Consider the following 25186-nt stretch of genomic DNA (forward strand, 5'->3'; position numbering starts at 1 on the left):
CATCACAACCCAACGCTCTTCAGCGCATCGTCGACGGACGCGCGGCTCTTATCGGTAATTTCGGTCAGCGGAAGTCTCAGCGCTCCGGACCCGTACCCCATCTTGGACATGACATATTTTATAGGAATGGGGTTGGTCTCGACGAACAGCGCATCGAACACCGGAGTAAGTTCGGCGATCATCTTGTCAGCTGAGGCATTGTTGCCCTCAAGGAGCGCGCGGACCAGCTCTCCCATCTTTCCGGGAAGGCAGTTCGACGTCACGGAGATCACCCCGTCGCCGCCGCTGCGTATGAGCGCGGGGGTGAATGCATCGTCCCCGCTTAGGACCTCGAATCCCTTTGGCTTATTCTTTATTATCTCTCTGACCTGGTCGATGTTGCCGCTTGCTTCTTTCACCGCGCATATCCCATCGATCCCCGCCATCCTGATCATTGTTTCTGCGGTGATGTTCGAGGCCGTCCTCCCAGGGATGTTATAGACGACGATCGGGATATCCACGGATTCGGCTATCGCCTTGAAATGCTGATATATGCCTTCCTGAGTGGGCTTGACGTAATAGGGGGAGATCGAGAGCAGGCCGTCGACCCCGAGGTCCTCGGAACGCTTGCTCAGCATCACGGCCTCCGCCGTCGAATTGCTGCCGGCGCCCGCCACCACCTTCGCTCTCTTCACGTGGTCCACCACCACTTCCACCACTCGTATATGCTCCTCGTGGGTCAGCATCGCCGACTCTCCTGTGGATCCGCACGGGACTATCGTGCCTATGCCGTTCTCCTCCTGGAATTCCACAAGTCTCCTGAGGCCTTCCTCGTCGACCTTGTTGTCTTTGGTGAACGGCGTTATTATTGCGGTGGACGTACCTCTGAACATCTCAATTCTCTCCGAAGTGTTCTTTCAATATGAGCCGGGTACGGGTACTGAGTATATTTTCATATCTTCTTACTTTCTCGATGATCTCGTTGAGGTTCTGGGACGTATCGACGTCCACCAAGGCGATTATGTCCTGGTCGCCGGTGACCTCGAACACTTCGGTCACTCCCTCGTAGCTCGCCAGTTCCTTAGCTATCTCTTCGGTGTCAGTGTTAACGTCTATCCTTATCTCCACCAAGGCCTTGACATTCTTGGAGCTGGTCTTGATGGTGAAACCTCTGATCACTCCCTCTTCGGTCATCTTATGCACTCTGGTCCTTACCGTCCCCTCGGACACACCCAGCTGATTCGCCACCTCCACGAAGGGGCGGCGGGAATCTTTCTTCAGGATCTCCAATATCCGTTTGTCAAGGTTGTCTATCATCGAATCACCACAATTGCTTGATTTCGTAAACCATTTGCGCATAAGCCTAACTATAATATAAAAATTGCCATGTAGACGTCAAAGAATCAACGAAAAACATCGTTGGCGGCGGGCGGGATCAATCGTCTTTCCGAAGGTCTTCTCTGCTGACGGGGTCGAGGTGGACGTCTATCTGCGGGAACGGCACGCTTATCCCGTTCTTCTTGAAGGACTTGAATATCGCCTCTCTCAGCTCCCCGCAGATCTTCCCGCTGTCGTTGAAGTCGTAGACGTAGCAGGCGAGTCTGAGCTCTATGCCAGAGTCGAGGAATGCCGACACCCTCACTGAAGGAGGGCTCACGGACCCGTTTGTTATGACATTCGGGTGTTCCTCCGCGGCGACCTTCGTGATCTCTTTCGCAAGATCGATATCGTTCTCGTACGCGATGTTCATGAACACGGTGACCTTATAGATCAGGCCGTCCCCGGTCAGGTTCACTATTGCCGAAGAAGATACCATGTTGTTGGGCATTATCACCGTCTCCTCATTGTCCCAGTTCTCGAAGACTGTGCTCATTATGTTCACCGCCGACACCTTATAGATCATGCTGCTGCTGCCGATCTTCACAAGGTCCCCGGATTTGAAGGGGCGGGTAAGCAGCAGGACCATGCCGCTGAAGAACTGGTTCAGTATGTTCTGCGCCCCCAGCGTTATACCCAGGCTGACTATTCCCGCGCCCGTTATTATGGCGGTTAGGTTGAATCCCCAGACGGACAGCATCAAAGCCACGGCCATCACCGAGATCACCAGTTTCCCCAGCAGGCGCAGAAGCGGCTCGATATCGACGTCCCGCTGGCCGATGCGCTTGTTCTTCGACATCTTGGATATCGCGTGCTGGATGAATATGAGGTAGACCATCCAGGCGATCATCGCTCCCAGCACTATGTAGAATATCTCGAACCAGCTCTCGGCCACCCCCACTATCTCTTCGGATGCGCCGTACACGCGGAGGCTGTTATCGAATGCATACAGCAAAAGCACGGGAGGGGCGAATGTCCTGACGGTTTTCCTCAGTTTTTTGCTCTCTTCTTCATAGTTGTGAGTGAAGATGCGGAGGATAAGAGGCACCAGTATGACCACGGCAAGGGCGCCGATGATCAGCCAGAGTATGAAAGTGATCACAGCGGACGCAAGGGGGCCGTCGAAAGGTTCCGGGAGAGGATTGTCGAACACCCCCAGTATCTTGTTGTAAGCGTCTCCTGACGACAGAGGCGACAGCACGACAATTTTCACCCACACCGGACCTGTCGGAACGGGTTCGGGATCCTCATACATGGACGTCACTGTCAGGATGATGCCGACATTATATGTGCCGGCAGCAGCGTACCTTCCGACATCGACCGAGACCTTGATGGATTGGTACGTATCTCCTTTGAGAGTGAAATTTCTGTCCGCTTCGTCCACGTAGACCGATATGCCCGGCGCGGAATCGAAGCTCACCGATATCATCCTGGAATGGGACGTATCGGGCCCTGAAGGGACTACGTAATTGACGACCTCAATCCAGAAACTTTCGGAAGAACCAGCGTTGATCTCAAGATCGTCGTGTCCGTACAATACCAGTCCCACTTCTCCCGGGAGGGCGTCGGGGCCGGTGACCGCCGAGACGGGGGCCGCCGCGGGCAGGATCAACAGCATTGATGCTGCAGCGACAACCAACAGCAAGGCTGGGACTTTCGCCGGTCTCATGAGGACCAGGACCCTATAATAGAATAAAATAATATCTGTTGATGCGTTAGATGGTCCGTGGAGACGGAAGAGATACTCGGGCTTTCTGCGTTCGTCATAACGATGGCGGTGCTGGCATCGGCAAGCATAAGCGATTGGAAGGAAAGAGAGGTCTCAGACAGGCACTGGATGGTGCTGGGCATCGCCGGATTGATCTTTGCTGTTTCCTACTCGATCTACCTGACCGGGTTCAGGTGGGAGTACGTTTGTCTTGCCGCAGGAACGGCAATGATCATTCTGGACATCCTCTGGGACAGAGAGTTCAATCCGCTCGCGTTCTATGCCGTTATGGCTTTGCTTTTCGTCGTGCCTCTTTATCCGAATATGTCCGAGCATATCATGATCGCGTGGGCCTCGATACCCCTGTGCTACCTTATCTATGTGGGGATGTACATTCTCGGAATAGTGCGGGGCGGGGCGGACGTGAAGTGTCTGGTCACGCTTTCGGTCATGTTCCCTCTGTACCCAAGCTTCCTCGGGCTGCCGCTGGTGGACATACCCGGCAATATTGCCAGTCAGATATTCGTTCTTTCAATATCTGTCCTGTTCCTGGCCGCGGTGATGACCGTTCCAGTTATAATGTACTTCATAGCGAGGAATGCAAAAGCAGGCGGTCCGAGCAAAAGGATGTTCTCAGGATACAGGATGGAGATATCGAAAGCGGAGAGTTCCGATGTCTGGCCCATCGAGGACATAATAGACGGCGAGCCGGTATCCATAAAGATACCTAAGGACGAGGACATACCAGGCATATACGCAAGGCTCAGGGAAGCCGGACGCGAGGAGGTCTGGGTGACCCCCATGATACCTTTTGTGATAATGATCGCCGCCGCAACGGCGGCGATAGTTCTGATAGGCAATCCGCTGTTCCTCATATTTTGATGTGCATCCTGTGTCTGCACTGGGCGCAGCGGTCGCCGTTCAGCGCCACAAGGTCGACGAGATACCCCGTGCGGCGGATCACCAGCGCCCCGCAGTTGGGGCAGTACGTGTCCGAGGCGTCGTCGGACAGCACGTTCCCCACATAGACATACTCGAGCCCGCACTCCATCGCGATCGCTCTGCACATATGCAGCGTCTCCAGGGGAGTGATGGGGACGTCCAGCATCTTGTTGTCGGGATGGAATCTTGAGAAATGTACGGGGGTCTCCGGGGACAGCTTGTCGCGTACCCACGAGGAGAACTGCTCTATCTCTCGTGCAGAGTCATTGTATCCAGGTATGACCAGGTATGTGAGCTCCAGGTGCACCCCCTCATGGCTCACTATCTCGGAGGACCTCATGACGTCATCCAGATGCGCGCCGCAGACCTTGGTATAGAATTCGTCGGTGAAACCTTTGATATCTATGTTCATCGCGTCGGTCACTCCGCACAGCTCTTTCAGGGGATCCTCGCAGATCAGGCCGTTGCTCACCAGCACACATCTCAGATCGGGCGCTTCCTCCACTATATCCATGATATACTCGAACCAGATCACCGGCTCGTTGTAAGTGAATGCGATCGCGTCGAACCTCTCTTTCCTGCAGAAGGCGACGATCTCCTCCGGAGACTCGTAGGTGGTGCGCTTCCTGCCGGAAGGGGACATGGATATCGCATAGTTCTGGCAGTGTCTGCAGGACATGTTGCATCCGATCCCTCCGATGGAGAATATCTTGGTCTTTGGGTAATAATGGTAGAACGGCTTCTTTTCGATGGGGTCTACGCTGAAGGACGAGACCTTACCGTAATTGTTGGCGATCAGTTTATCCTCCTCGCCTTTTCTGGACAAGCATACTCCGAATCCCTCCGTCGGTATCCTGCACCTGTGCGGGCACAGGTCGCAGATGTACCTTTCACCGTCCCGGTGGTAATGTCTAGCTTCAATGTTCGGATTAATGCCTGCCGTTTCCCATCGCCTCTCTTCTGTCCCCGTAGTTTATGTAGGGCGCATCGTCGTTCGTAACTATACCGATTACGGAAAAATCCACGTCCTGAGAGTACAGTGCTTCCATTTCCTTCTTGTCGAATGTGAAAAGCAGTTCGTAATCTCCGCCCCAATAAAGCATCATCTCTTCTTTGGTGACGCCGGTCTCGGATGATACGAGGTCCACGCCGTCCCCTTCCGGCAGGAAGGCCATGTGGATCTCCATCCCGACACGGCTGGCTCTGCAGACGCTCTTCGCCCCCTCCGCAAGCCCGTCCGACAGATCGATGCAGGAGGTCACCGCACCGGATGACGACAGGGCAATTCCGTCCCCGACGCGGGGTATGGGCGTCATGAGGGAGGAAGAGGACACATAGCCGTCTAGGTCATTCTCCCCCGCGAAGAATCCGGCCGCCGCCGACCCCAGCGAACCGGTGACCGCCACCACGTCCCCGGGCATCGCGCCTGATCTGAGCATGGGAGTCCTCCCGTTCATAGAACCGATCGCTGTGCACGACACGGCTCCGCACCCGAACTTGGTGTCCCCGCCATATATGTGGGCTCCGAAAGATCCGGCGCATTTGTCCATTCCGGCCATGATATCGTACAGAGAATCGGCATCGAGCTCCGGCGGCATAGTGAGGGCGGCAAGCAGACCGACGGGCTCCGCGCCCATGGCGGCCAGATCGCTTATGTTGACCGCCGCGGCCATCCACCCGAACTCCTCGTAGGTCATTCCTTTAGGAAAATGTCTCTCGAACGTTACGCTGTCCGTGCAGGCGACCGTGTCCCCGCCGGACGAGGGGATGAGAGCGGAGTCGTCCCCAGGGCCCAGGCCCGGCGACCGCCGGATTATGCTCTGAATGACCCGGATAAGCTCTCTTTCTCCCAATTCTTTCAAAGAAACCATTGCAAATAGTATAACTGCGGCCGCTAAATAAGTTATCCGATGGCGGCTCGGCCCCTGCCGCGAATAAATAATTAATATTAGTGGCAACAATCCACTGGGACGGTCTCAAATGAAAATCGATATCAAATACGGCAAGGACGGGGTCCAGAGGACGGAGGTTCCGGATAAGAACTACGTAGGAACATTCTATCCCATGGATGTCGAATGCGGGGATCCGGACGAAGTGATAAACGGATCCATAGACAACCCCATCGGGTACGGGTCGCTGTCCAAATTCCTGGAAGGCGGGAAGGATATAGTCTTCATAGTCAACGACGGAACAAGGCCGACGCCCACCGCGAAAGTGCTTGACGCGCTATCGAAAAGGATGGACCTGCGCGAAGCCAGATATCTGATCGCCACGGGAACCCACAGAGATATGACCCAGGAGGAATACGATTTCGTATTCGGTAAACATTACGCATATCTCAAGGACAGGATAATTTCCCACGACGCCAAGAAATCCGAATGCGTCAATCTCGGCAAGTCCAAGAACGGCACCCCGATGGAGGTCAACAAGATCGCCGTGGAGGCCGACAGACTCGTGATAATCACAAGCGTCGAACCTCACTACTTCGCCGGGTACACCGGAGGAAGAAAATCGTTCCTCCCTGGAGTAGCGTCATACCTGACAATAGAGACCAATCACAAACTGGCGATGAGAGAGGAGGCGCAGTCCCTGGTCCTTGAAGGCAACCCGGTGCACGAGGACATGATGGATGCCCTGGAAGTGGTCAAGGGCAAAGAGATATTTTCGATACAGATGGTCCTCGACCGTCATCAGCACATATACAAGGTCGCGTCCGGAAGCCTGAACCCGGCATTCGATCAGGCGGTGGAATGGGCCAACCAGGTGTTCTCCGTTCCAATACCCGAGAAGGCGGACATCGTGATATCGGTCGCCCCCTACCCCATGGACGTGGACCTTTACCAGTCGCAGAAAGCTCTGGACAACGGAAAATGGGCGCTTAAGGAGGGGGGAAGGATAATAATGGTCTCCAAGTGCAGGGAGGGCGTGGGGCACGCGACGTTCCTTACGCAGCTCTCCTCTTCGAAGGACCCTAAGCAGGTGCTTGAGAACCTGAGCAAAGAATACAAACTCGGATACCACAAAGCGGCCAAGATGGCCGAGATAGCGGTCTGGGCCGACATATGGGCGGTGACAGACCTGGACCCGGAGATGATAAAGGCGGCAAACATCACGCCGTTCCCGACGGTGGACGCCGCTGTGAAGGAAGCGCTCAGACAGAAGCCTGACGCGAAGGTCATAGTACTGATGGACGGAAGCGTAACAATACCCAGAGTTGAATAAGATGAGCGGTTTCGAGACAGATAAGATAAAGAAAGTGAAAGAGGCGCTGAACACCTGCACCATGTGCGGGTTCTGCAAGAGCGTATGCCCGTCGTTCAAATCGATCGGGTGGGATTCGGCTGTGTCAAGGGGGAGGATAATCCAGACCTACGGGCTGCTCACCGGACAGCTGGAGGCGGATGACTCCGTTGTGGAGAACATGTACACCTGCACCACATGCGCAGATTGTTCCAGACGCTGCCCGTCGACTGTGGACATTGTTGAGATAATAGAGCTGTGCCGCGCCGACCTTGTGAAGAACGGATACATACTTCCCAAGCACAAAGCGATCGTGGACAGCATTCTGAAGTACAACAATCCATACTCGGAAGAGAAGTCTGTGGCCGAGACCCTCGGGATGAAGCCGCGCAAAGCTAAGATCGGCTACTTCGCGGGATGTACAGCCACGTACAGAGAGAAGAAGATAGCCGCGGCGTCGCTCTCAATACTGAAGAAACTGGGCGAGGACTTCACCACGATCGACGAAGTGTGTTGCGGCTCGGTCCTTCAGAGGATCGGCGCGGATGAAGAGAAGAGCATAGAGCTGATGAAGAAGAACGTGGAAGCGATAAAAGCGCTCGGCATCGAGACACTGATCCTCTCTTGCTCGGGCTGTTACAGGATGTTCAAGACGGAGTACCCCAAATTCGTGGATGTTCCTTTCGAGGTGCTGCACATGTCTGAGTACCTGGCGAAGCAGGACCTTAAGCTGAAACCCCTCGGCAACGTCAAGCTGACATATCACGACCCGTGCCACCTCGGAAGGCACTGCAAGGTCTATGGTCCCCCGAGAGAGGTGCTGAAGAAGTTCCCCGACCTGAATTTCAAGGAGATGAAGTTCAACAAGGCCTCAAGCCACTGCTGCGGCGGAGGCGGAGGAGTAAGGTCAGCCTACCCGGAGGAAGCGAAGGATATTGCCTCTACAAGACTGGACGAAGCGAATTTCGCCGACATAATAGTCACGGCATGTCCGTTCTGCGTTGCGAATCTGGTCTCGGCGGTCGGCGACCGCAAGGTGAAGATCATGGACCTGACGGAACTGGTCGACGCATACCTCTGACGATGCATCCCTCCGATCTTTGGAAAAGGCCGACTGGCCGGCCGCTGATAATGGGGATACTGAACGTCACCCCCGATTCCTTCTCGGACGGGGGCGCGTACCTATCAAAGGAAAGCGCGCTGGAACGCGCTTACCATCTCATAGACGAAGGCGCCGATATGCTGGATGTGGGCGGGGAATCCTCAAGGCCCGGCTCCGATACCGTTACCGAGGAAGAAGAGATCCGGAGGGTCATCGGAGTGATAAGAGATCTGGTTCCTACTGTTGATATCCCCATCTCGATAGACACTGCTAAGCCGCATGTCGCGGAAGAGGCAGTATCGGCGGGCGCATCCCTCATCAACGATATCTGGGGATTGAGGGATGAGACCATGGCCGATATCGCGATATCCAATGATATCCCGGCGGTGATCATGCACATGCACGGGACGCCGAAAACTCTCGGAACGGATACGATGGAAGGAGACGCCCTCAGTGAGATCAAAAGATTCCTCAGCAAGAGGGCGGAGCACGTCATAAGCAAAGGGATGAAGGAAAGGAACATCATACTTGATCCGGGCGTAGGTTTCGGAAAGACCCATGAACAGAGCATGATGATCGTAGAGAACAGCGGATGGTTCAGCAGCGCATACCCCGTTCTCATAGGGCCGTCCAGAAAAAGATTCCTTTCTCACTATTACCCAGATATGGAAACGGATGAGGCTACGGCGTCGGCATCCGTAACGGCCGCTGACAACGGCGCAAGGATACTGAGGGTGCACAATGTCGGTAAGGTAAGGTCCCGCTTATGACGCCTGCATAAAGATACCGACCGCCAGTATCGCCGCCACGCTCACCACGGTCAAGACCGCGAAAAGCATGTTATCCTTCTTTTCCTTTTTGATCCTGGCCTGTTCCTTCCAATAGCAGTCCTCCGAACAGTACGCCTGGTCGAAAGGTACGGGATCCCCGCATGTTTTGCAGTGGTCGTGTTCGGGCAGCTTCACGGTCATGACGGTTCATCGCGGTCATGGTTTAAATCTCTCGCCTCATCCTGCCGCGCTTTAGCCGTATCATACGACAGATGACAGAATTAACACGGTCAGCCGAGCACGGCCCCCGCGTCATACTTATAATCAAGCATACCTATGCTGAAGATCAGGAGGACGTAACGGTTCCCGAAAGGACCGGGTTCCTTACGGGAACCGCTCGCCTGTCGTTCAGGGAATATCAAGAATAATGACGGTCCTGATACCGCCTATGACGACAGTTATCCGGACTTTACCGGATGGTTGTCGCATAAGTATATGTCTCCTACCGGGTCGGTTCCGGGTTCGCCGGGTTTGAAGTGGTCGGCGAATCCGAACTGCCCAACTACCGGCGTCTCTCGCTATGTCAGCCTTTTTAAAACAGACTCGTGTTAACTGTAGCATAACTCGGGGACGGACACCGGCGTCCGGCCGCCAACAGTTTATACGCACAATGAGGGGGTACCGCGTGAAAGCAAGGGAATACGACGCCGACCGGTTCGACAGGATGAAAAGGATAGGCTGGCTCGACATCGAAAAGATACGGACATCCAGATGCCTGGTGGCGGGCGCGGGCGCGCTGGGGAACGAGGTCATAAAATGTATGCTGCTGGCGGGATTCGGTGACATCACCGTCGCGGATATGGACCGCATCGTCCCGTCCAACCTCAGCAGATGCGTATTCTTCAGAGAGGCCGACGCAGGAAGGAATAAAGCGGAGGCCGTAGCGGAAAGGGCGTCCGAGCTCCACTCAGGAACAAAGATAACTCCCTTTACATCAATGATACAGGAACTGGAGGACTGGGATTTCGACATCGTGATGGGATGTCTCGACAACATATCCGCCAGACTCCACGCCAATTCCCATGCGAGATACCACAGGATACCGTACATAGACGGCGCCACGGACGGTTTCAGAGGTAAGGTACAGGTCGTGTTCGAAAGCGGGCCGTGTCTTGAATGCGGGATGAACAGCTCCCACATGAAGCTGATGGACGAAAGGTTCTCCTGCACCGGAGGAGGCACAATTTTCGTGCCTAAACTGGCGGCGGAGATAACGACAACGTCGGTGATCGCGGCCGTGCAGGTAAGGGAAGCGATGAAAATATTATCAGGTAAGAGGGAGTTGAGTATCATGAATGTCATGTACTACGACGGGATGTCGGGAACTATGCAGTATCTCGAGATCCCGGAGGATCGTAACTGTTCGAATCACTATACGGAGGAATTGAAATGACCGTCAGAATTACCGTGGTCAACACGCTGAACAGCTCATCCATAAGGATGGAACTGGAGTCATATGAGTCTGTGGAAGATATAATCGACACCGCCGCTGAGTATTGGGGGAAGGATGCCGGCGCCTATGTTCTCAGAAAAGGATCGAAACTCCTCAACAAGAGCCAGAGCATAGATGAGATAAACCTCAGAGATGACGACGTCATTGAGATGATCCCGGACCCGGAAGGCGGAAGCTGAGATGGGCCTGGTAAAACCTGTGCTGATAAAGAGGATCAACAATGAGATCCTCGGCCTTAACGATCACCTGAGGATAAGGATCCCCCCGGTGCCGGAGAACGCGGGATTCCCGATCGAGATAAGCATATCGCTCAAAAACACTCCCGCAAGGATATCCAGGGACGAGATAGGCAACGATCATGTCTTTGCCATTGTGGTGTCAGACAACTATCCGTACGAAAGGCCGAGGGCAAGGTGGATGACCCCCATATTCCATCCGAACATAATGATGCCAGGCGACGGCGGATTCGTCTGCGTGAAGACGCTTGACAACTGGTCATTCGGGTCGTCGCTCCTTTCTTTTGTTAAGGGGGTGGAACAGCTGATCTCAGACCCGAATCCGATGAACCCCTACGGCACGGACTCCTGCATGGAAGCGGCGAAGTGGTATGTCAAGAACAAGCCGAAGTTCGAAGCCAAAGTAAGGTACGGTGAGCACGACGCCTAAGATAATCTCCTCGGACGCGCCAGACATAGAATTCAGGACAAGGCCGGTGAAAGGCGTGTCACTTTACATCACCGAAGGGACGATAGCGTCAATGACGGACCATGCGGATGCGGGATATCTGGAAAACAAAGAGGTGATGGGCCTGCTGATAGGACACATTCTGAAAGATGAGGGCGGCATTTACGTGAGGGTAACGGATACGGCCACGTCCGGCCTGGATGCGGATGAGGCGAGCGTAAGGTTCAGCAGGGATGCCATAGAGGATCTGTTCGATTCTATCGACAAGTGCGAAGGGGATGCGGTGGTAGGATGGTATCACTCGCATCTCGGGATAGGGTGTTATCTTTCGGACATAGACATAAGGACACATACGGGCATATTCGGTAACGAGACAGGGTTTGCCGTTGTGATCGACCCGTCCGATTCCACTCTGGCAGCATTCTCATGCATAGGCGGCGAACCGCAGAAGGTCCCGATGATAATCCTGACGTGATCATACCCATATGGCATGTCTTTTCCGCATGTCCTCTTCCGTGACGTTAAGCCTTTTCATCAGCTCCGGTATTATGCAGTCGAAGAAGAAGAGCACTGTATCCTCGAATATCGTACCGAGCGGAGCCAGTACCGGATCCATCGCATCCTTCTCGATCTTAAGGAGGATGGTGGTGTTCGATGCCGCCGCAAGCCTGCTTGTCGCCGACGACGTCAGCGACACGACGTGTGAGCCGATGCGCCTGGCGATCTCCGCCGTCTGGACGACCGACATCGTACGGCCGGTGTTCGAAACAAGTATCGTAAGGTCGTTCTTCCCGATTATCGGAGTGGTCATGTCGCCCACGAAATGGACCTTCAATCCGATCTGGACCATCCTGACCGAGAACAGCTGTCCGATGAGGCCGGACCTGCCGGAGCCGTAGACGAATATCTTCTCCTTTGAAATGATAAGATCGATAAGGGTATCCCAGTCCTCTCCGGGTATCGAATACACCACGGCTTTGCAGCGTTCTTTCAGGTAATCCATCGTTTCCTGCAAGGTCTCATTCCTCTGCGGCAACGGCCATTTCCGCTTTTCTCTTTTCCTTCAGCGCCCTGGCGACCCTTTTGCTCAAGACCCTCTCGTTGATGATCCTCATGTACATGGCGTCATGTTCCAGCAGAGGCGATGCGGATATTATCGTCGCTTCCGGCTTGAGGTCGCAGAGCGCCTCCGCCAGAGGCTCGAACCTCAGGTCCCCCTTCTTTATCGGAGTAAGCCTTTTTTCGTTCCCGTCGCTGTATTCGACGCCGGCGAAGGCCGTGTGGATCATGTCCTTGCAATATGGTTCGACCTGCTGCAGAAGCTCAAGGAAGTCCTCCGATTCCATCAGAGAGCCGTTGGTCCTCGAATGGTGGTGGGGGAAGTTGATCACCGGAACGACCCCGTCAATGGAGTCGCAGAGGTCCAGCACCTGGTCCAGCGAGCCGTATACCGATTGATGGCCGGTTATCTCCACGCCGAGTTTCGGCCTGATCCTGTTGTCTTTCCACCAATCCATTATCGCCGCGACGTTCTCTTCGATGTTGGCATCTATCTCCTCTTCGGGAAGCTTTCCCGTGTAAAGGCCCAGGTTGGTGACCACGACATCTCCGTCAAGGGCGTTCACGATGGTCGCCGCCCTTCTTATGCTGTCGATGCACGATCCGGTCAGCTCGTTGTTCGAACCCAGGTCCATATAGTATGGGGTGTGCAGCGATATGTTAACGTCCAGTCTCTTTGCTATGTTCCCGATGCCGTAAAGTTCGCCGAAATTGTTGGTTATTCCTGACGACATATAGATGAGGCCGTCTTCTTCCTCTATGACGGTCTCCGGATCGGATATCAGCTCACCCCCCCTCTCCAGCTCTATGACAAAGCCGTCTGTGACATCTCTGATCCTGATGCCCACTTCCTCCTCGTTCGGATATCTTCCGTACACACCCGCCCTCACCATCTGGATCCCGAGAGCGTTAAGGCTCAGGTTGTGCACGTCCTCTATCCCGTCTTTCAGTGTTCGCCCTTTACAGGACAATGGTATTCCGGCCGGTCCGAATCTTATCAGGGTATCACCAACTGCGACATGTGAATGCTGGAGACTATTAAATAGGTGCGCACACGAATGTTCTTCCTATAATAAAAAGAAAAGCCAAGATAGTTTTATAAACAACCTCCCCATACGACGGTTACCCAATGTCGGGAGAGTCAGAAAATGAGTGAAAGCTTCAAAACGAATCCCTACCTCATTGCCTTGATATCAGACCTCAAGGCAAAGACGAGGGAGAACGGAGCTGCCATCTGGCGAGACATAGCGCTTAGGCTTGAGAAACCGAAAAGGAACTGGGCCGAAGCAAACCTCAGCAAACTTGAAAGGTATGCGAAGGACGGGGACACTGTGATCGTCCCCGGAAAAGTTCTCGCCGCAGGCAGCGTAACAAAGAAGATGACAGTGGCAGCATACAGTTTCTCGGATGCCGCAGCGGCGGGCATAACCGCCGCCGGAGGAAGGACGTTGACAATAAGGGAGCTCATGGAAACCAATCCAGAGGGTTCCAATGTGAGGATCATGAGGTGATATGAATGGTTACGGTCATTGATGCAAAAGGACTGATCCACGGCAGGCTTGCCAGCAATGTCGCCGAAATGATCATGGGCGGGGAAGAGGTAGTGATCCTCAATGCGGAAGCAATTGTGATAACGGGTCGGAAAGAGATCGTATTCGCCGACTTCAAAGCAAAGGTCGACCGCGGAGACACCACGAAGAGGAAAGGACCCTTCTATCCCCGCAGGGCGGATCTGCTTTTCAAGCGCTGCGTCAGAGGTATGATACCTTGGAAGACGAGCAGCGGAAGGGACGCATACAGGAGGCTCCACGTGTTCGTGGGGACGCCTAAGCAGTTCGAATCATGCGACAAACTGAGGCCCGAAGAGGCAGACAGAGAGATCACCGGCAAATACACAACCCTGGGAGCCGTCTCAAAATTCCTGGGATCCAACGTGAGATGATCTCATGGAGCACGTAAATACAAGCGGAAAAAGAAAGACTGCGATCGCGAGAGCGACCGTCAAAGAGGGTACCGGCAGGGTGACGATCAACAAAGTGCCTCTGGAAACATACGGCCCGGAACTGGCAAGACTCAAGATCCAGGAGCCTCTGGGTCTTGTGCCCGAGAAGGCGTCCGGAGTGGACATAGCGGTGCTTGTCAACGGAGGAGGAGTGATGGGTCAGGCCGCAGCGGCAAGGACCGCGATAGCGAGAGGCCTGGTCGACTTCTACAAAGACGAAGAGATGGAAGCGGTGTTCAGAGCGTACGACAGAACGCTCATCATCAACGATGACAGAAGGAAGCTTCCCAAGAACCCCCTCGGACACGGCGCCCGCGCCAAGAAGCAGAAGTCATATCGTTAAGGTGATATCATGATAATACCGGTGAGATGTTTCACATGCGGAAAGGTGGTCGGAAGCGCGTACCCCGAGTATGTCAAGCGCGTAGGCATGGGAGAGAACCCCAAGGATGTCCTGAACAGCCTCGGGTTCGAGAGATACTGCTGCCGCAGGATGATCGTATCCCATGCGGACCTCATCGGAGAGATAGCGCCTCTCGGATAAACCATTTAACAAAACCAATTAAGGGCCCGTGGGGTAGCTTGGTATCCTTGTAGCTTGGGGTGCTATTGACTCCAGTTCAAATCTGGGCGGGCCCACCTTACTCTATATCCAGCACATCAATTTTGAAATCCAATAACATCTTTGACCGTCGTTTTCGGCATTCGTTTTTCTGTTATTGAACGCTCTATCTCATTACTTTAACTTTTTAATTTTTAGAACACCTGCTACAAATAATGGCTAGCATTTAGAAAAGTATGAAGTTAAGGTTTGTGTTAAGAAGTTTAGAATCGCCATCACTCCATGGCGACATTGAATGAAGTTTCGGCAATGAGCTTGCAGTACTCTGACAGCCTTTTCGCGCTGAACAGCACCAAGTCTCTGGGAGTTATTGACAGACAGTCTGTCAACACGGCCGTTTTCGAGGCTTTGCAGGTCATCTCCATTATCAGATCGGATTCCTTTACCATCTTCTCGGCCAGTTCCATATCTTTGTCGACCCAGCTTTTCACAGCGTTCGTCAGGAGTTCTATGGCCTTCATTCCGTAGTCGTACGTATCCCGGTCTATCTTGGTGAAGGTGCAGTCATTTTCTGACATTTTCATGAGGTATTTAGACACCACAATTATATGATCGCCTATTACCTCCAAGATCCTGGTCAGAGAAAGGCAGGCGGTCAGCTCAGGCAGCGGGAGACCCAATCTGCTGGAAGTCGAAAGACTCTTCTGACATATGTTGCACTGCCTGGCTATAAGCCAGTAGATCCTGTCTATCTCCACGTCTCTGGATTTCATGTCCGCTATGATATCGAGGTTGCCGGTGTAGGCGGCCTCGTACATATCATGTATCATCCCTTTGATCAACAGCTTCATCCTTTCAATTGTTTTCTTCGGCTCTATGGCTTTGTGTTCCAAGAGGTCCGAGATAAGCACATGCGTATCGTCAGCTTCGACTATCTCAAGACCGATGGCGGTCTGTACGAAGTTGGCGATCGCACCTGATACTGCACTCGGAATAGGATGCTCCGTTGTGATCAACATAGATGTATGTCCCGCGATATATGCGCCTATAAGCTGCCTGTTCAGGAATCCGCGGTCTTTGATCTTCGTAGCATCGATTGTCTTTGTGCAGCGCTTGGGTACCGGGGCATTGCCCTTGGGATACAATGTCAAGCTGCCGTCCGGTTGCGACTGAACACCTACTGTATCGTTTTTGTTCAGCCCAACCGAATTTGCCCATTCTTTCGGAAGGGTTATCATGAATGACGACCCTCCCGTTATCTGTACACGCCTTACGTCCATGGTTCTACATTATGTACATGTACAATATAATAATATCTATATCTACAAACTATAAAATATAGGTAATATATATTTAAATCCTGTAATTCTTTTTACTTGAAAGGAGGACATACACAGACAAAAACGAAAATAATTAGTAATATATTGTGAAGATATTCTTGAATATAACGGGGTATGCTGGCTAAAATATGGAGTATGCAAGTTGATACAATGGGCATGATTTTGTGCCCCAGGTAGGTTTTATTAAATATGGAGGTTTTTCTAGAGAATCTATCTATAAATGATGATTTAAGGGCGACGTATACGCTGTAGAGTGGTATTTTTCACTATTGGAGGCTATATATGGATTATGTATCAAACAGGCACTAAATATACCAAATGAATACAGAATGAAGTATAGAGGAACAGTAAGACGACCGCACCGGGCAGAGATCTGCTCTATAGTATGAAACAATGGTCAAGTAGGGAGCGGGCCCATCCGGATTCGAACCAAAGCCAACGGCGCACCCGAGCCGCGACGACGCCGTGCTGCAGTCAGCAAGTCTCGTTCTGCCTGATCTCCCTGAGGGCTATGCGCCTGATATCAAACTTCGTAGACGAGTCTTCTGTCGCGTAACATCTCTTTCATGAAGTTTTCTTTGATGTGCGGATCTTCGGTGATGATATCCACTCCGGTTCCGAGAGCTTCCTCAAGATCATTCATAAGGCCGCCCAGCCCCATCAGGCTGCGGATGCGCCCCGGCATGATGTAGAAGTCATAGTCGCTTTCCTCGCCATTATCTCCGCGGGCTCTTGAACCGAACAGATATATTCTTTCAACTCCCCGTTTTTCAGCTATGGGTGCAACTATATCGCACAATTCTTCAAATGTGAGATTACATTTTGTCTCTGCTGAACCCATGCAGAACATATCGGCTGAATACTCTATAACGGTTTTTATAACAAGGATCCGTAACAGCATGCATTCCTGACAAGTGTTTTGAGCAAGGACTGGCGGGAGTGGGCCTATCCGGATTTGAACCGGAGTCAATGGCTCCCAAAGCCACAAGTATACCAGGCTAGCCCATAGGCCCCTAGACGGCTGATGATTATGAAGATATTAAGTTTTGCCCAAGGTCAGAGGATGTCTCTCAATTTCTCAAGAAGCAGCTCTACGGCGCGGCCTCTGTGAGAAACGCCGTTCTTCTCGTCCAAGGGGATCTCCGCGAAGGACATTTTCCCGTCATGGCTGAATATGGGGTCGTACCCAAAGCCCCCGGTTCCCTTTTCCTCTTCAAGGATAATGCCGCCGCAGACACCGGTGACGATCACATCCCTGCCGCATATACTGCATCCTATGCAGCATTTGAACGCCGCGCCTCTGTTATCTATGCCGTTCATGAGCTTCAGTATCCCTTCGTTGCCGATCGTCTTCTGAACATATGCCGACCAGACACCGGGGAACCCCCCGAGGCGATCGATGAAGAGGCCGGAATCATCGATTATGAAATCAGATATGCCTTTGGACTTCAGCTCTTCCATGCCTTTTCTGACGACCTCTTCGAGGTCTGAGGACTGTATCTCGTCATAAGGTACTTTCAAGTGCACCGTTTCTATCCCGAGTCCTTCGAAAGAACGCTGATATTCCATTACTTTTCCCGGATTGGAGGTTATTATGTTGATCTTCAAGTGTATCTGCCTCTGTTCTTTATCTCTTCTATTTTGCGCAGTAACGCTTTCGGCTTTTCTTTGATCGAAAGATATGCGGCCATAAGTTCCGAGAAGGCACCCGCGAGGCCCGGATGGGCCGAGGTGAACGCTCTTTCCAAAAGATGCACGTCCACCCCCATGTCTTCAAGCTCGGCCTTTGTCCTCCCCATCGAGAAATCTATCAAACACATCTTTCCGTCATCCGTAATTATCATATTCGAGGTCGTAAGGTCCCCGTGACATATCCCGGCATTGTGGAGTCCCGCGACGGCGGCTCCGATCATTCTGCATATCTCCGGCGCAGAGCCCGGGTCCCCGTCCAGCTTTTCCTTGACGTTCACGCCTTTTACCAGTTCCATCGTGATGGAGAACTCCTTCAGATCTATATCATACACCACGGGAGTCCTTACGCCAGCCTTTCTGGCCTCCTTCATGAGCCTGGCCTCGTTCCTCGTCCTGGATGAGCGAAGCTCATTATCGAGCTCGGCCGCTCTGTACCTCTTCGGGGACCTTATTTTGATCAGAGCGTCCCTTCCGAGGAAACGGGAGGCGAAGATATCCGCTTCAGCCCCTTTAGCCATCGGCACCGGGTCGGTCATGGGGGTCAATCTGCAATCTTATGTAAATAAATAGCCGTGAACCGATTTGAGACCATGAGATACACGATCACAGGGGACAACCTTCAGTTTGTGAATGTGCAGCTGGACGCGAACGAGGTCCTGCAGTCCGTTGCCGGGAGCATGGCGTACATGACCGGCAACGTGGTCATGGAAGCTAAGATGCAGGGAGGCCTCCTGAAAGGGCTGGGTAGGTCGATATCGGGAGCATCCCTTTTTCTTGTGGAGTACAGGTCCAAAGGCGGCACAGGGATCGTAGGTCTCGGAGGCTCAGTACCGGGCAAGATCGTCGATCTCGATATCGGCAAAGGCAAATGGATCGTCCAAAAGACCGGATATCTCGGATCGCAGGAGACCGTGGGACTCAGCATAACGTTCCAGAAGAAATTTAGCAATATCCTATTCGGCGGGGAGGGACTCGTCCTTCAGGAGCTGAGCGGGACGGGCATAGCGTTCATCACAGCATGCGGGGACTTCAACATCGTAGACCTGAGACCGGGCGAGCAGTACAAGGTCGCCACGGCCAAGGCCGTTGCCTGGCAGGATACCGTGAAATATGACATCGAATCGGTCGGAAAGATCAAAACGGCCATGTTCGGCGGGGAGGGGCTGTTCGTCACCACTCTCACCGGTCCGGGTAAGATAATCATCCAGTCCATGACGCTCTCGGAACTCGCGCTTTCGCTGATACCGTTCCTTCCGAACAAATGAGGTGATGACGCGGCTTACACAGGGAGTACAAGATAGAAGATCATGCTTATGCCGCAAAGGACGAGACCTGTCAGACCAATGCGGCGTACGGTCTAGACGATAAGAACCGATCAAAGAGAGGGACTCCCGAGATAAGGATTGACCGCTGCTCTTAAACAACTTTATCAATCCCTTTAACCCTCCACATTCGTGATTCGCGTACCCACTGGATGCAGGGCCTTCGACGATCTTCTCGGAGGGGGGATGGAGAAGGGAAGCATTACGCTCCTTTACGGCGAGGCGGGCTCAGGCAAGTCCAACGTGTGTCTGCAGACCGCCCGTAACGTCATCAGGAACGGGGAGAGGGTGGCGTACATAGACTCCGAGGGGCTTTCTTATGACAGGGTTAATCAGATATTCGGAGCGGACGGCGAGAACACAAAGAACCTTCTGGTCTCTCAGGTCCACAGTTTTGAGGAGCAGTCCGACCGCGTGGACAGGACGGTGAACCTCGCCGATAAAGGAGTGATCGATCTCGCGATAGTCGACTCCATCAACATGTTCTACAGGATCAACCACGACGATATGAAGGTAAGGAACGATTTCGTCAGGCAGATAGAGGCCCTGCTGGGTATGGCGAGGAAGAACGAGGTCGCGGTGCTGCTGACATCGCAGGTCTATTCAAACATATCCACAGGGGGCATAGAGTTCCTGGGCGGGCATGCGCTGAGCCATAATTCCAAGACCATATTAAGGCTGGACAAGAAAGGCAACAGCGTGCGGACCGCCGTCATAATGAAACACCGCAGCATACCTGAGGGCAGGTATGCGAACTACAGGATAACCGCGGCGGGAATAGAGGACCTTTGATCAGACGTCCCTGTCTATGGCGTACTTAGCGAGGGCGATCATGAAGTCCTTGTATTCGCTCGGAGCTAGGACGTCAAGTTTGGACAGCGCTTCGTCCACTTTCTCCTGTGCCAGACGCTTTCCGTAGGATATGCTCCCGGCGTTCTCCATGATGGACCTAGCTCTCATTATCTGCTCCTCTGTCGCATCCATGTTGCCGAGGATGCCTTTGAACTCCTCAAGGACGAGGGAGTCCTTGATGTTCCTGACCGCATGCGTCACCATCACCGTGCATTTTCCTTTCCTGATGTCGTTGCCGACAGATTTCCCGGTCTTCGAAGGGTCCCCCGCAATACCCAGATAGTCGTCGAATATCTGGAACCCAAGGCCGAGGGCCATCGCATACTCGTGAAGGGCGTTCACGGTCTTGTCATCGGCGCCGCCGGCTAGCGCGCCGCCCGCCGCCGCGGCGGCGAACAGGACACTGGTCTTCAATCTGATGGTTTCGATATAGGTCTCCTCGGAAACGATTCTTCTCTCGTTGTTGATGTCCATTTCCTGGCCGCGGGCAAGGTCCCAGACCGCCAGCGTGACGTACCTCAGGATCTCCCTCATGTTCCTGTCGGGAACATCGAGATCGGCGATTATCTGGAACGCCTTTGCGAACAGGGCGTCCCCGGCGAGTATCGCCGTCGGTACGTCGTATGCGACGTGGATGGTCGTCATCCCTCTCCTCTTCTCGTCCCCGTCCATGAAGTCGTCGTGTATCAGGGTGAAATTGTGTATGTACTCGACTGCGACCGCAAGCGGCATAGCTTTCGATACGTCCCCGCCAACCGCGCCCGCCGCGGCGAGCACCATCGCTGGGCGCATCCTCTTACCTCCGGCGTAAGGATACTGCCTTGCGGCCTCGATGAGGTTTGCCGGCTCTTCGTCGCCGATGTATTGCCTTATGGGGCCGTCCAGTTCTTTTGAGGTCTTCATCAAATACTCTTTTGCGTCTATAACAATCCCTCCAGCCATTGTTTGGTCTCTCCAAGCACTATGTATCTGGCGCCGGAAAGCTGTTTTATGTTAGCTGAACCGGTAAGAAGCATGGCCGCCCTGAGTTCCTCTCTGATCAAAGTGAGTTTCTCTATGACCGCATCGGATGATTCGGTGGCCTCCCGCAGTACCGCGTGCGCCGCGCCGGCACAGCATGCGCCCATTGCGACGGACGAGGCCACGTGGATCCCGTCCAGTATACCTCCGGACGCAATTATCGGGAGACCGTTCCTTGCCGCGATAAGGGACGCGGGGGCGGGTATCCCCCAGTCAAAGAAGGACCCGCCCATGTTCGTCCTTATCATGTCATTGCCTGCCATGGCTCTGTAGAGTTCGACGGCGGAGAAACTTGTTCCGCCCATGCCTGCTATGTCCATTCCCAATATTCCGGTGCCTTTCAGCCTCAATGCCACTTCCTTCGATATCCCGGCGCCGGTCTCCTTCACTATTATCGGATATTCTTTTGCGAGACCCCTTATGGCGTCGAAGCAGCCCTTTGCGTTCGTGTCCCCCTCAGGTTGGACGACCTCCTGCAGGAAGTTAAGATGTATGGCCATGACATCCGCGCCGATCAGATCCTTTGCCTTGCCCACATCGTCAGCGGAGAACTTGTCCTTGCTGTGCTGGGATACGAGCTGCGGCGCTCCGATGTTCCCTATTACCAGGGGGATGTCATATTCTTTTATTATCGAATAACTGTCCCGCTCTTTGCCTGCGACACCGGCCCTTTCGCTTCCGACGCCCATTCCGATCCTGAGTTCGGAACACGCTTTCGCGATGTTCTCGTTGATCTTTTTGGCGCCCTGGAACCCTCCGGTGATGGCCGTGACCATGAATGGGAAATCCAATTTCTTTCCCAATACTTCGGCCGACATGTCTATCTCGTCGGCATTAACCTCCGGAAGCGCGTTGTGTATCAGTCTGACGTCATCCCAGTAACAATACCCCGGTTCCACCCTTTCTTTGAGGCATATCTCGATGTGGTCCGCTTTCCTTTCTTCGATGGGGGCCATCACAATCCTCCTTTCACAGTGGTGGAGATAACTCTCTCTCCCTTTAATAGTGAGTACAGCCGCCCTTCGACCGAACCGTTGACCAGCACGCAGTCCCGCTCCGGGGACGTCATCCGCAGCATGGCCTCCATCTTGGCCCGTACTCCCCCCGTAACGTCGTCCGCGCCGCTCTCGCTTGATATCTTGTTCAGAAGCTCGGAGGTCACTTCGGTCAGCAGCTTTGCGTCCGGGTTCTTTTTCGGATCTTTGTCGAACAGTCCGTCCACATCGGAAACGAAGACCGCCCTCTTAGGATTATACAGGGCGCAAAGCACCTCCATCAGCTGATCTCCGGAACAGATCCCGAATCCCTTGCTCCGGTCGAAGACGACGTCGCCGAACGTCACCGGCATTATCCCGAGGTGGGACGCCGAGAGAAGGACCTCCGGATCGTCCAGGATGAGTTTCCCGTTATCCATCATAAAGCAGGAACCGGGAGGCACCGAGGCCGCCGGAATGCCGGCGTTCAGCAGTTCTCCGATGACCATGAGATTGAGCTCCCTCATATCATACTGCACCCTCGCGACGGCCGGCACCTGCCCGAAATCCGCGAACCCGTTCTGCAGGGCGTATTCCTTTGCGAGGACATGGCCGAAGGAGCCGCCGCCGTGGACAATGATCACGCTCTCCCCCGAATCTCTGATCTCTTTGCAGAGCCTTCGTACGCAGCCGCCGTTAAAGGTCCTGTACTGGGTCTTGTCGGTGATAATGCTTCCGCCAAGTTTGATCAATATCATTGCAGAATGATGGCGGAGGTTGTTTTAATAGTTATCATGCTTTTTTAAATGGAAAGAGAAGTGGTTGACAGCGTGTCAATGTTCCCGTACGCTTGCGCAGTACAGTACAGACAGATACGCGGGCGGACTTTACTGCCGGGTTCGGGATGGGACCGGGTGTTTCCCCGCCGCTATGGCCGTCAGACCAAATCCTGCCATAACTACAAACTATATTAATCTATGCGCAGGCTGTTTCCAGTTGTTAAATCAAGAGATTTTGTGAACGCCAGGACCGTCATTGCATGGAGGCGTGATCGCTTTCCAAGACCTCATTCCACAGCTTCAGGGTCTCCTGAGCCTCTTCTTCGTCCATTATCTCTATGGCGAATCCTGCGTGCACGACCGCCCAGTCTCCGACCTTGGCCTCCACCATCGTGATGTTCGCTTTTCGGATAACGCCTCCGAAATCGACCTCTCCCACGTCCCCATCGATCCTGATGATCCTCCCCGGCACTGCCAGACACATGTTATCAGCTCGTCATTATCTTGAGTATGGCCTCCGCCGGCTGCCCGTTCGCGTCTTCCAGCGCTTTGACCGCCCTCTCTTTGTCGCATCCTGTCTGCGACATCACAAGCTCGATGTCCACGGCGGGGAACGACGGCGCGGCCGCCGGACCCGTCGACCCGGGCTTACGGATCTCTTCGTCTCCAGATATCTGGTAGCTGCGGCTTCCCTGCATGTCGACGAGCACCACTTCCACATTTGTGAGCACTATCTCTTTGTCGGTCGTTCTTATTATGACCTCTGTGGCATTGTCGATGGTCGTCTGCTTTATGCCCATCTTCTTCATTGCCTGCTGCATCTGGCGGGGATTTACGCCTCTCATTCCTGACATACGCTACCTCTATGCACTTCACTTAATTAATTGTAGCCGTTGTACAACCTCATCCATTGTTTTTGAGAACAGTTCCTCCGCCGAAGCGGCGTCCGCGATCCCCCCTTGAGCAAAGTCGGGCTTGCCGCCGCCTCTCCCGCCGAATCCGGCGAGGACCTTTGACAAGACGTCCCTGCAGTCTATCTTCCCGTTCCCGGAGGATATTATGACAGACGCGCTCTCCCCGGCCGATACCAGTACGCAGACCCTTCCTGAGTTCTTGTGCGTCTCCGCCGCCTCCGATAGGACGGACCTGTCGACAGACGGGAATATCCCGCCCACCGCTTCAACTCCTCCCACCGTCGTCGGTACAAGGTCCATGGCCTGCTTCCTCACGAAGGAGCCCGCCGATCTTCTCAGCGCATCGTACTCCGCCTTCAGGTTGGACACCGCCCGCACGAGGTCCTCCGGTTTGCTTTCCGCCGCGTCCGAGGCCTGAAGGCTCGCGTTCGCCAGTGCCATCGCGGAGTCCTTGGCCTCGCTGCCGACCTTGAAATGTATCGCGATCCCGTCCTTTCCGGCGGAGACCTTCCTGTCGACGAATATCATCTCCAGCTCGCCTGTCTCCATGACATGGAGGCCGCTGCACGCCGATAGATCTATGTCCCCGATGGACACGACCGAGACGTCCTCCCCCTCGGGGATCCTCTCTTTTTTTATCCTCACTTTCTCAAGCTCCGGGTCGTCCCGGCTCATGACCGCTTTGGTCACGGGAAGGTTATCTCTTATCGCCCTGTTCGCGAATTCCAGCGCTTTACCTATATCCTCCCAGCTTATGTCCCTGTCAACGATAACATATTTGCTTTCAGGGGAGATGAAGATCTTGTTGATCGTAAGTTCCGGGACCTGCCTTCTCAGAGAGCAGAAGAGGAGATGCTCCCCGGTGTGTCCCAGCATGAGGCCGTAACGTCTGTCCCAGTCGACGCTGCACCAGACCTTGTCCCCCTTCTTCAGATCGTTCTTCGGGACCTTATGGATTATATTTCCGCCTTTGTAGAATACCTCCGTGACACCGGAGCCCCGTATCGTTCCGATATCACACACCTGCCCCCCGCCGCCCGGATAGAAGGCGGTTATGTCAAGCTCGACATCGTCACCCTCAACGGATAATACGCAGGCTTCGAACTCAAAAGCGTAGCCGTCGCGCCTGAAGACCTCTTCCGTCATGCCGGAGGATATGAAAAGCCTACGTAATAAATATGCGACGGGAGGGGGACATACGTGCAAAGAAGTTATGCCGCAGGGAGAAACGCTGCTGTGAAGCAGACCAGCCCTTCTTTTCTGGCCCCCCGATCTCTTTGTCCGGACCCTCCCAGTATGCTGCGGAAGTCTGTTCTTCATTCTGGCGTTTGATGTAAAAATTGTAGTACAACTAC

General features: G+C 53.7%; 32 protein-coding genes, 2 tRNA genes and 1 rRNA gene. 15 read left to right on the plus strand and 20 right to left on the minus strand.

All coding sequences use genetic code 11. The features are described from left to right. Nucleotides 1-2: 2 nt before the first annotated feature. The 3 genes from dapA to FWG96_04080 form a co-directional block, all read right to left on the minus strand. A complete protein-coding gene (dapA, locus tag FWG96_04070; protein MCL2032428.1) occupies nucleotides 3-872 on the minus strand; it encodes a 4-hydroxy-tetrahydrodipicolinate synthase in 870 nt (289 codons plus the stop codon). A 1-nt stretch (nucleotide 873) separates the two neighbouring features. Further along, complete coding sequence (locus FWG96_04075; protein ID MCL2032429.1) at nucleotides 874-1296, minus strand: Lrp/AsnC family transcriptional regulator; 423 nt, start codon at nucleotides 1294-1296, stop codon at nucleotides 874-876. A 118-nt stretch (nucleotides 1297-1414) separates the two neighbouring features. Continuing rightward, nucleotides 1415-3025, minus strand: a complete 1611-nt coding sequence (locus FWG96_04080) for a mechanosensitive ion channel family protein (GenBank protein ID MCL2032430.1) — start codon at nucleotides 3023-3025, stop codon at nucleotides 1415-1417. A gap of 57 nt (nucleotides 3026-3082) precedes the next feature. Here FWG96_04080 and FWG96_04085 point away from each other — a divergent pair, with 57 nt between their 5' ends. Next, nucleotides 3083-3946, plus strand: a complete 864-nt coding sequence (locus FWG96_04085) for a hypothetical protein (protein MCL2032431.1) — start codon at nucleotides 3083-3085, stop codon at nucleotides 3944-3946. Here the strand turns inward: FWG96_04085 and amrS are convergent. Further along, nucleotides 3936-4940, minus strand: coding sequence for an AmmeMemoRadiSam system radical SAM enzyme (gene amrS / locus FWG96_04090; protein MCL2032432.1), 1005 nt, complete (start codon nucleotides 4938-4940; stop codon nucleotides 3936-3938). The two genes, FWG96_04085 and amrS, sit on opposite strands and share 11 nt — an antisense overlap. Beyond that, the gene (thiL, locus tag FWG96_04095) at nucleotides 4936-5877 is read right to left on the minus strand and encodes a thiamine-phosphate kinase (protein ID MCL2032433.1); all 942 of its coding nucleotides are present in this window, start codon (nucleotides 5875-5877) and stop codon (nucleotides 4936-4938) included. The genes amrS and thiL overlap by 5 nt, the downstream gene beginning before the upstream one ends. 109 nt (nucleotides 5878-5986) lie before the next feature. On the opposite strand from thiL, the gene larA reads away from it, so the two are divergent. From larA to folP, 3 genes are read left to right on the plus strand one after another with little or no spacing between them, the layout of a single operon-like run. Then, nucleotides 5987-7228 carry a nickel-dependent lactate racemase gene (gene larA, locus FWG96_04100; protein ID MCL2032434.1) on the plus strand — a complete coding sequence of 414 codons (1242 nt, stop codon included), beginning with the start codon at nucleotides 5987-5989 and terminating at the stop codon, nucleotides 7226-7228. A 1-nt stretch (nucleotide 7229) separates the two neighbouring features. Continuing rightward, the gene (locus tag FWG96_04105; GenBank protein ID MCL2032435.1) at nucleotides 7230-8327 is read left to right on the plus strand and encodes a heterodisulfide reductase-related iron-sulfur binding cluster; all 1098 of its coding nucleotides are present in this window, start codon (nucleotides 7230-7232) and stop codon (nucleotides 8325-8327) included. A 50-nt stretch (nucleotides 8328-8377) separates the two neighbouring features. Then, nucleotides 8378-9118, plus strand: coding sequence for a dihydropteroate synthase (gene folP, locus FWG96_04110; protein MCL2032436.1), 741 nt, complete (start codon nucleotides 8378-8380; stop codon nucleotides 9116-9118). Here the strand turns inward: folP and FWG96_04115 are convergent. Beyond that, nucleotides 9113-9319, minus strand: coding sequence for a DUF2116 family Zn-ribbon domain-containing protein (locus tag FWG96_04115; GenBank protein MCL2032437.1), 207 nt, complete (start codon nucleotides 9317-9319; stop codon nucleotides 9113-9115). The genes folP and FWG96_04115 overlap by 6 nt on opposite strands. Before the next feature lie 484 nt (nucleotides 9320-9803). Here FWG96_04115 and FWG96_04120 point away from each other — a divergent pair, with 484 nt between their 5' ends. Genes FWG96_04120 through FWG96_04135 form a run of 4 tightly spaced genes read left to right on the plus strand, consistent with a single transcriptional unit; the run spans nucleotide 9804 to nucleotide 11790 of the window. Further along, nucleotides 9804-10571: a ThiF family adenylyltransferase gene (locus FWG96_04120; GenBank protein ID MCL2032438.1), complete on the plus strand. Its 768-nt coding sequence runs from the start codon at nucleotides 9804-9806 to the stop codon at nucleotides 10569-10571. Further along, complete coding sequence (locus FWG96_04125; protein MCL2032439.1) at nucleotides 10568-10810, plus strand: hypothetical protein; 243 nt, start codon at nucleotides 10568-10570, stop codon at nucleotides 10808-10810. Before FWG96_04120 ends, FWG96_04125 begins: the two co-directional genes overlap by 4 nt. A gap of 1 nt (nucleotide 10811) precedes the next feature. Then, nucleotides 10812-11297, plus strand: coding sequence for a ubiquitin-conjugating enzyme E2 (locus tag FWG96_04130; protein MCL2032440.1), 486 nt, complete (start codon nucleotides 10812-10814; stop codon nucleotides 11295-11297). Continuing rightward, complete coding sequence (locus tag FWG96_04135; protein ID MCL2032441.1) at nucleotides 11281-11790, plus strand: hypothetical protein; 510 nt, start codon at nucleotides 11281-11283, stop codon at nucleotides 11788-11790. The genes FWG96_04130 and FWG96_04135 overlap by 17 nt, the downstream gene beginning before the upstream one ends. On the opposite strand, the gene FWG96_04140 is transcribed toward FWG96_04135, so the two are convergent. Together FWG96_04140 and FWG96_04145 are read right to left on the minus strand one after the other, a co-directional pair. Further along, nucleotides 11791-12330 carry an SIS domain-containing protein gene (locus tag FWG96_04140; protein MCL2032442.1) on the minus strand — a complete coding sequence of 180 codons (540 nt, stop codon included), beginning with the start codon at nucleotides 12328-12330 and terminating at the stop codon, nucleotides 11791-11793. Between the two features lie 4 nt (nucleotides 12331-12334). Continuing rightward, the gene (locus FWG96_04145; GenBank protein MCL2032443.1) at nucleotides 12335-13345 is read right to left on the minus strand and encodes a TIM barrel protein; all 1011 of its coding nucleotides are present in this window, start codon (nucleotides 13343-13345) and stop codon (nucleotides 12335-12337) included. Nucleotides 13346-13522: 177 nt separating this feature from the next. Here FWG96_04145 and FWG96_04150 point away from each other — a divergent pair, with 177 nt between their 5' ends. The 5 genes from FWG96_04150 (at nucleotide 13523) to FWG96_04170 (ending at nucleotide 15015) form a co-directional block, all read left to right on the plus strand. Further along, on the plus strand, nucleotides 13523-13885 hold the full coding sequence (locus tag FWG96_04150) for a 50S ribosomal protein L18e (protein ID MCL2032444.1): 363 nt from the start codon (nucleotides 13523-13525) through the stop codon (nucleotides 13883-13885). A 5-nt stretch (nucleotides 13886-13890) separates the two neighbouring features. Then, entirely contained in the window at nucleotides 13891-14316 is a 426-nt protein-coding gene (locus FWG96_04155) for a 50S ribosomal protein L13 (GenBank protein ID MCL2032445.1), read from the plus strand. A 4-nt stretch (nucleotides 14317-14320) separates the two neighbouring features. Then, a complete protein-coding gene (locus tag FWG96_04160) occupies nucleotides 14321-14719 on the plus strand; it encodes a 30S ribosomal protein S9 (GenBank protein ID MCL2032446.1) in 399 nt (132 codons plus the stop codon). Between the two features lie 9 nt (nucleotides 14720-14728). Beyond that, complete coding sequence (locus tag FWG96_04165) at nucleotides 14729-14920, plus strand: DNA-directed RNA polymerase subunit N (GenBank protein MCL2032447.1); 192 nt, start codon at nucleotides 14729-14731, stop codon at nucleotides 14918-14920. A 22-nt stretch (nucleotides 14921-14942) separates the two neighbouring features. Further along, nucleotides 14943-15015, plus strand: a tRNA-Pro gene (locus FWG96_04170). 198 nt (nucleotides 15016-15213) lie between these two features. Here the strand turns inward: FWG96_04170 and FWG96_04175 are convergent. The 5 genes from FWG96_04175 to FWG96_04195 all read right to left on the minus strand — a co-directional run bounded on the left by FWG96_04175 (nucleotide 15214) and on the right by FWG96_04195 (nucleotide 18506). Beyond that, nucleotides 15214-16218: a phosphate uptake regulator PhoU gene (locus FWG96_04175; protein MCL2032448.1), complete on the minus strand. Its 1005-nt coding sequence runs from the start codon at nucleotides 16216-16218 to the stop codon at nucleotides 15214-15216. A gap of 583 nt (nucleotides 16219-16801) precedes the next feature. Then, nucleotides 16802-17119 carry a nucleotidyltransferase domain-containing protein gene (locus FWG96_04180; GenBank protein MCL2032449.1) on the minus strand — a complete coding sequence of 106 codons (318 nt, stop codon included), beginning with the start codon at nucleotides 17117-17119 and terminating at the stop codon, nucleotides 16802-16804. A gap of 99 nt (nucleotides 17120-17218) precedes the next feature. Further along, a tRNA-Pro gene (locus FWG96_04185) sits at nucleotides 17219-17291 on the minus strand. 43 nt (nucleotides 17292-17334) lie between these two features. Next, nucleotides 17335-17886 (minus strand): RdgB/HAM1 family non-canonical purine NTP pyrophosphatase, encoded by a 552-nt coding sequence (gene rdgB, locus FWG96_04190; GenBank protein ID MCL2032450.1) that lies wholly within the window; start codon nucleotides 17884-17886, stop codon nucleotides 17335-17337. Then, nucleotides 17883-18506, minus strand: coding sequence for a Kae1-associated serine/threonine protein kinase (locus FWG96_04195; GenBank protein ID MCL2032451.1), 624 nt, complete (start codon nucleotides 18504-18506; stop codon nucleotides 17883-17885). Before FWG96_04195 ends, rdgB begins: the two co-directional genes overlap by 4 nt. A 54-nt stretch (nucleotides 18507-18560) precedes the next feature. Here FWG96_04195 and FWG96_04200 point away from each other — a divergent pair, with 54 nt between their 5' ends. Both FWG96_04200 and radB read left to right on the plus strand, forming a co-directional pair. Beyond that, nucleotides 18561-19235 carry a TIGR00266 family protein gene (locus FWG96_04200; protein ID MCL2032452.1) on the plus strand — a complete coding sequence of 225 codons (675 nt, stop codon included), beginning with the start codon at nucleotides 18561-18563 and terminating at the stop codon, nucleotides 19233-19235. 189 nt (nucleotides 19236-19424) lie between these two features. Next, nucleotides 19425-20084 (plus strand): DNA repair and recombination protein RadB, encoded by a 660-nt coding sequence (radB, locus tag FWG96_04205; protein MCL2032453.1) that lies wholly within the window; start codon nucleotides 19425-19427, stop codon nucleotides 20082-20084. Here radB and FWG96_04210 read toward each other — a convergent pair whose 3' ends face one another. From FWG96_04210 to FWG96_04240, 7 genes are all read right to left on the minus strand, one after another. Beyond that, nucleotides 20085-21086, minus strand: coding sequence for a polyprenyl synthetase family protein (locus FWG96_04210; protein MCL2032454.1), 1002 nt, complete (start codon nucleotides 21084-21086; stop codon nucleotides 20085-20087). It lies immediately after the preceding gene. Then, nucleotides 21065-22120: a type 2 isopentenyl-diphosphate Delta-isomerase gene (gene fni / locus FWG96_04215; GenBank protein ID MCL2032455.1), complete on the minus strand. Its 1056-nt coding sequence runs from the start codon at nucleotides 22118-22120 to the stop codon at nucleotides 21065-21067. The genes FWG96_04210 and fni overlap by 22 nt, the downstream gene beginning before the upstream one ends. Continuing rightward, the gene (locus FWG96_04220; protein MCL2032456.1) at nucleotides 22120-22896 is read right to left on the minus strand and encodes an isopentenyl phosphate kinase; all 777 of its coding nucleotides are present in this window, start codon (nucleotides 22894-22896) and stop codon (nucleotides 22120-22122) included. Before FWG96_04220 ends, fni begins: the two co-directional genes overlap by 1 nt. Before the next feature lie 62 nt (nucleotides 22897-22958). Further along, nucleotides 22959-23080: ribosomal RNA gene (rrf, locus tag FWG96_04225) — 5S ribosomal RNA — on the minus strand. Between the two features lie 90 nt (nucleotides 23081-23170). Next, nucleotides 23171-23401, minus strand: coding sequence for a HypC/HybG/HupF family hydrogenase formation chaperone (locus FWG96_04230; GenBank protein ID MCL2032457.1), 231 nt, complete (start codon nucleotides 23399-23401; stop codon nucleotides 23171-23173). 4 nt (nucleotides 23402-23405) lie between these two features. After that, nucleotides 23406-23771: a nascent polypeptide-associated complex protein gene (locus tag FWG96_04235; GenBank protein ID MCL2032458.1), complete on the minus strand. Its 366-nt coding sequence runs from the start codon at nucleotides 23769-23771 to the stop codon at nucleotides 23406-23408. Between the two features lie 18 nt (nucleotides 23772-23789). Beyond that, nucleotides 23790-24977 (minus strand): DHHA1 domain-containing protein, encoded by a 1188-nt coding sequence (locus FWG96_04240; GenBank protein MCL2032459.1) that lies wholly within the window; start codon nucleotides 24975-24977, stop codon nucleotides 23790-23792. Nucleotides 24978-25186: the final 209 nt, after the last annotated feature.

The organism is Candidatus Methanoplasma cognatum (assembly GCA_009777615.1).
Taxonomy (GTDB): Archaea; Thermoplasmatota; Thermoplasmata; order Methanomassiliicoccales; family Methanomethylophilaceae; genus Methanoplasma; species Methanoplasma cognatum.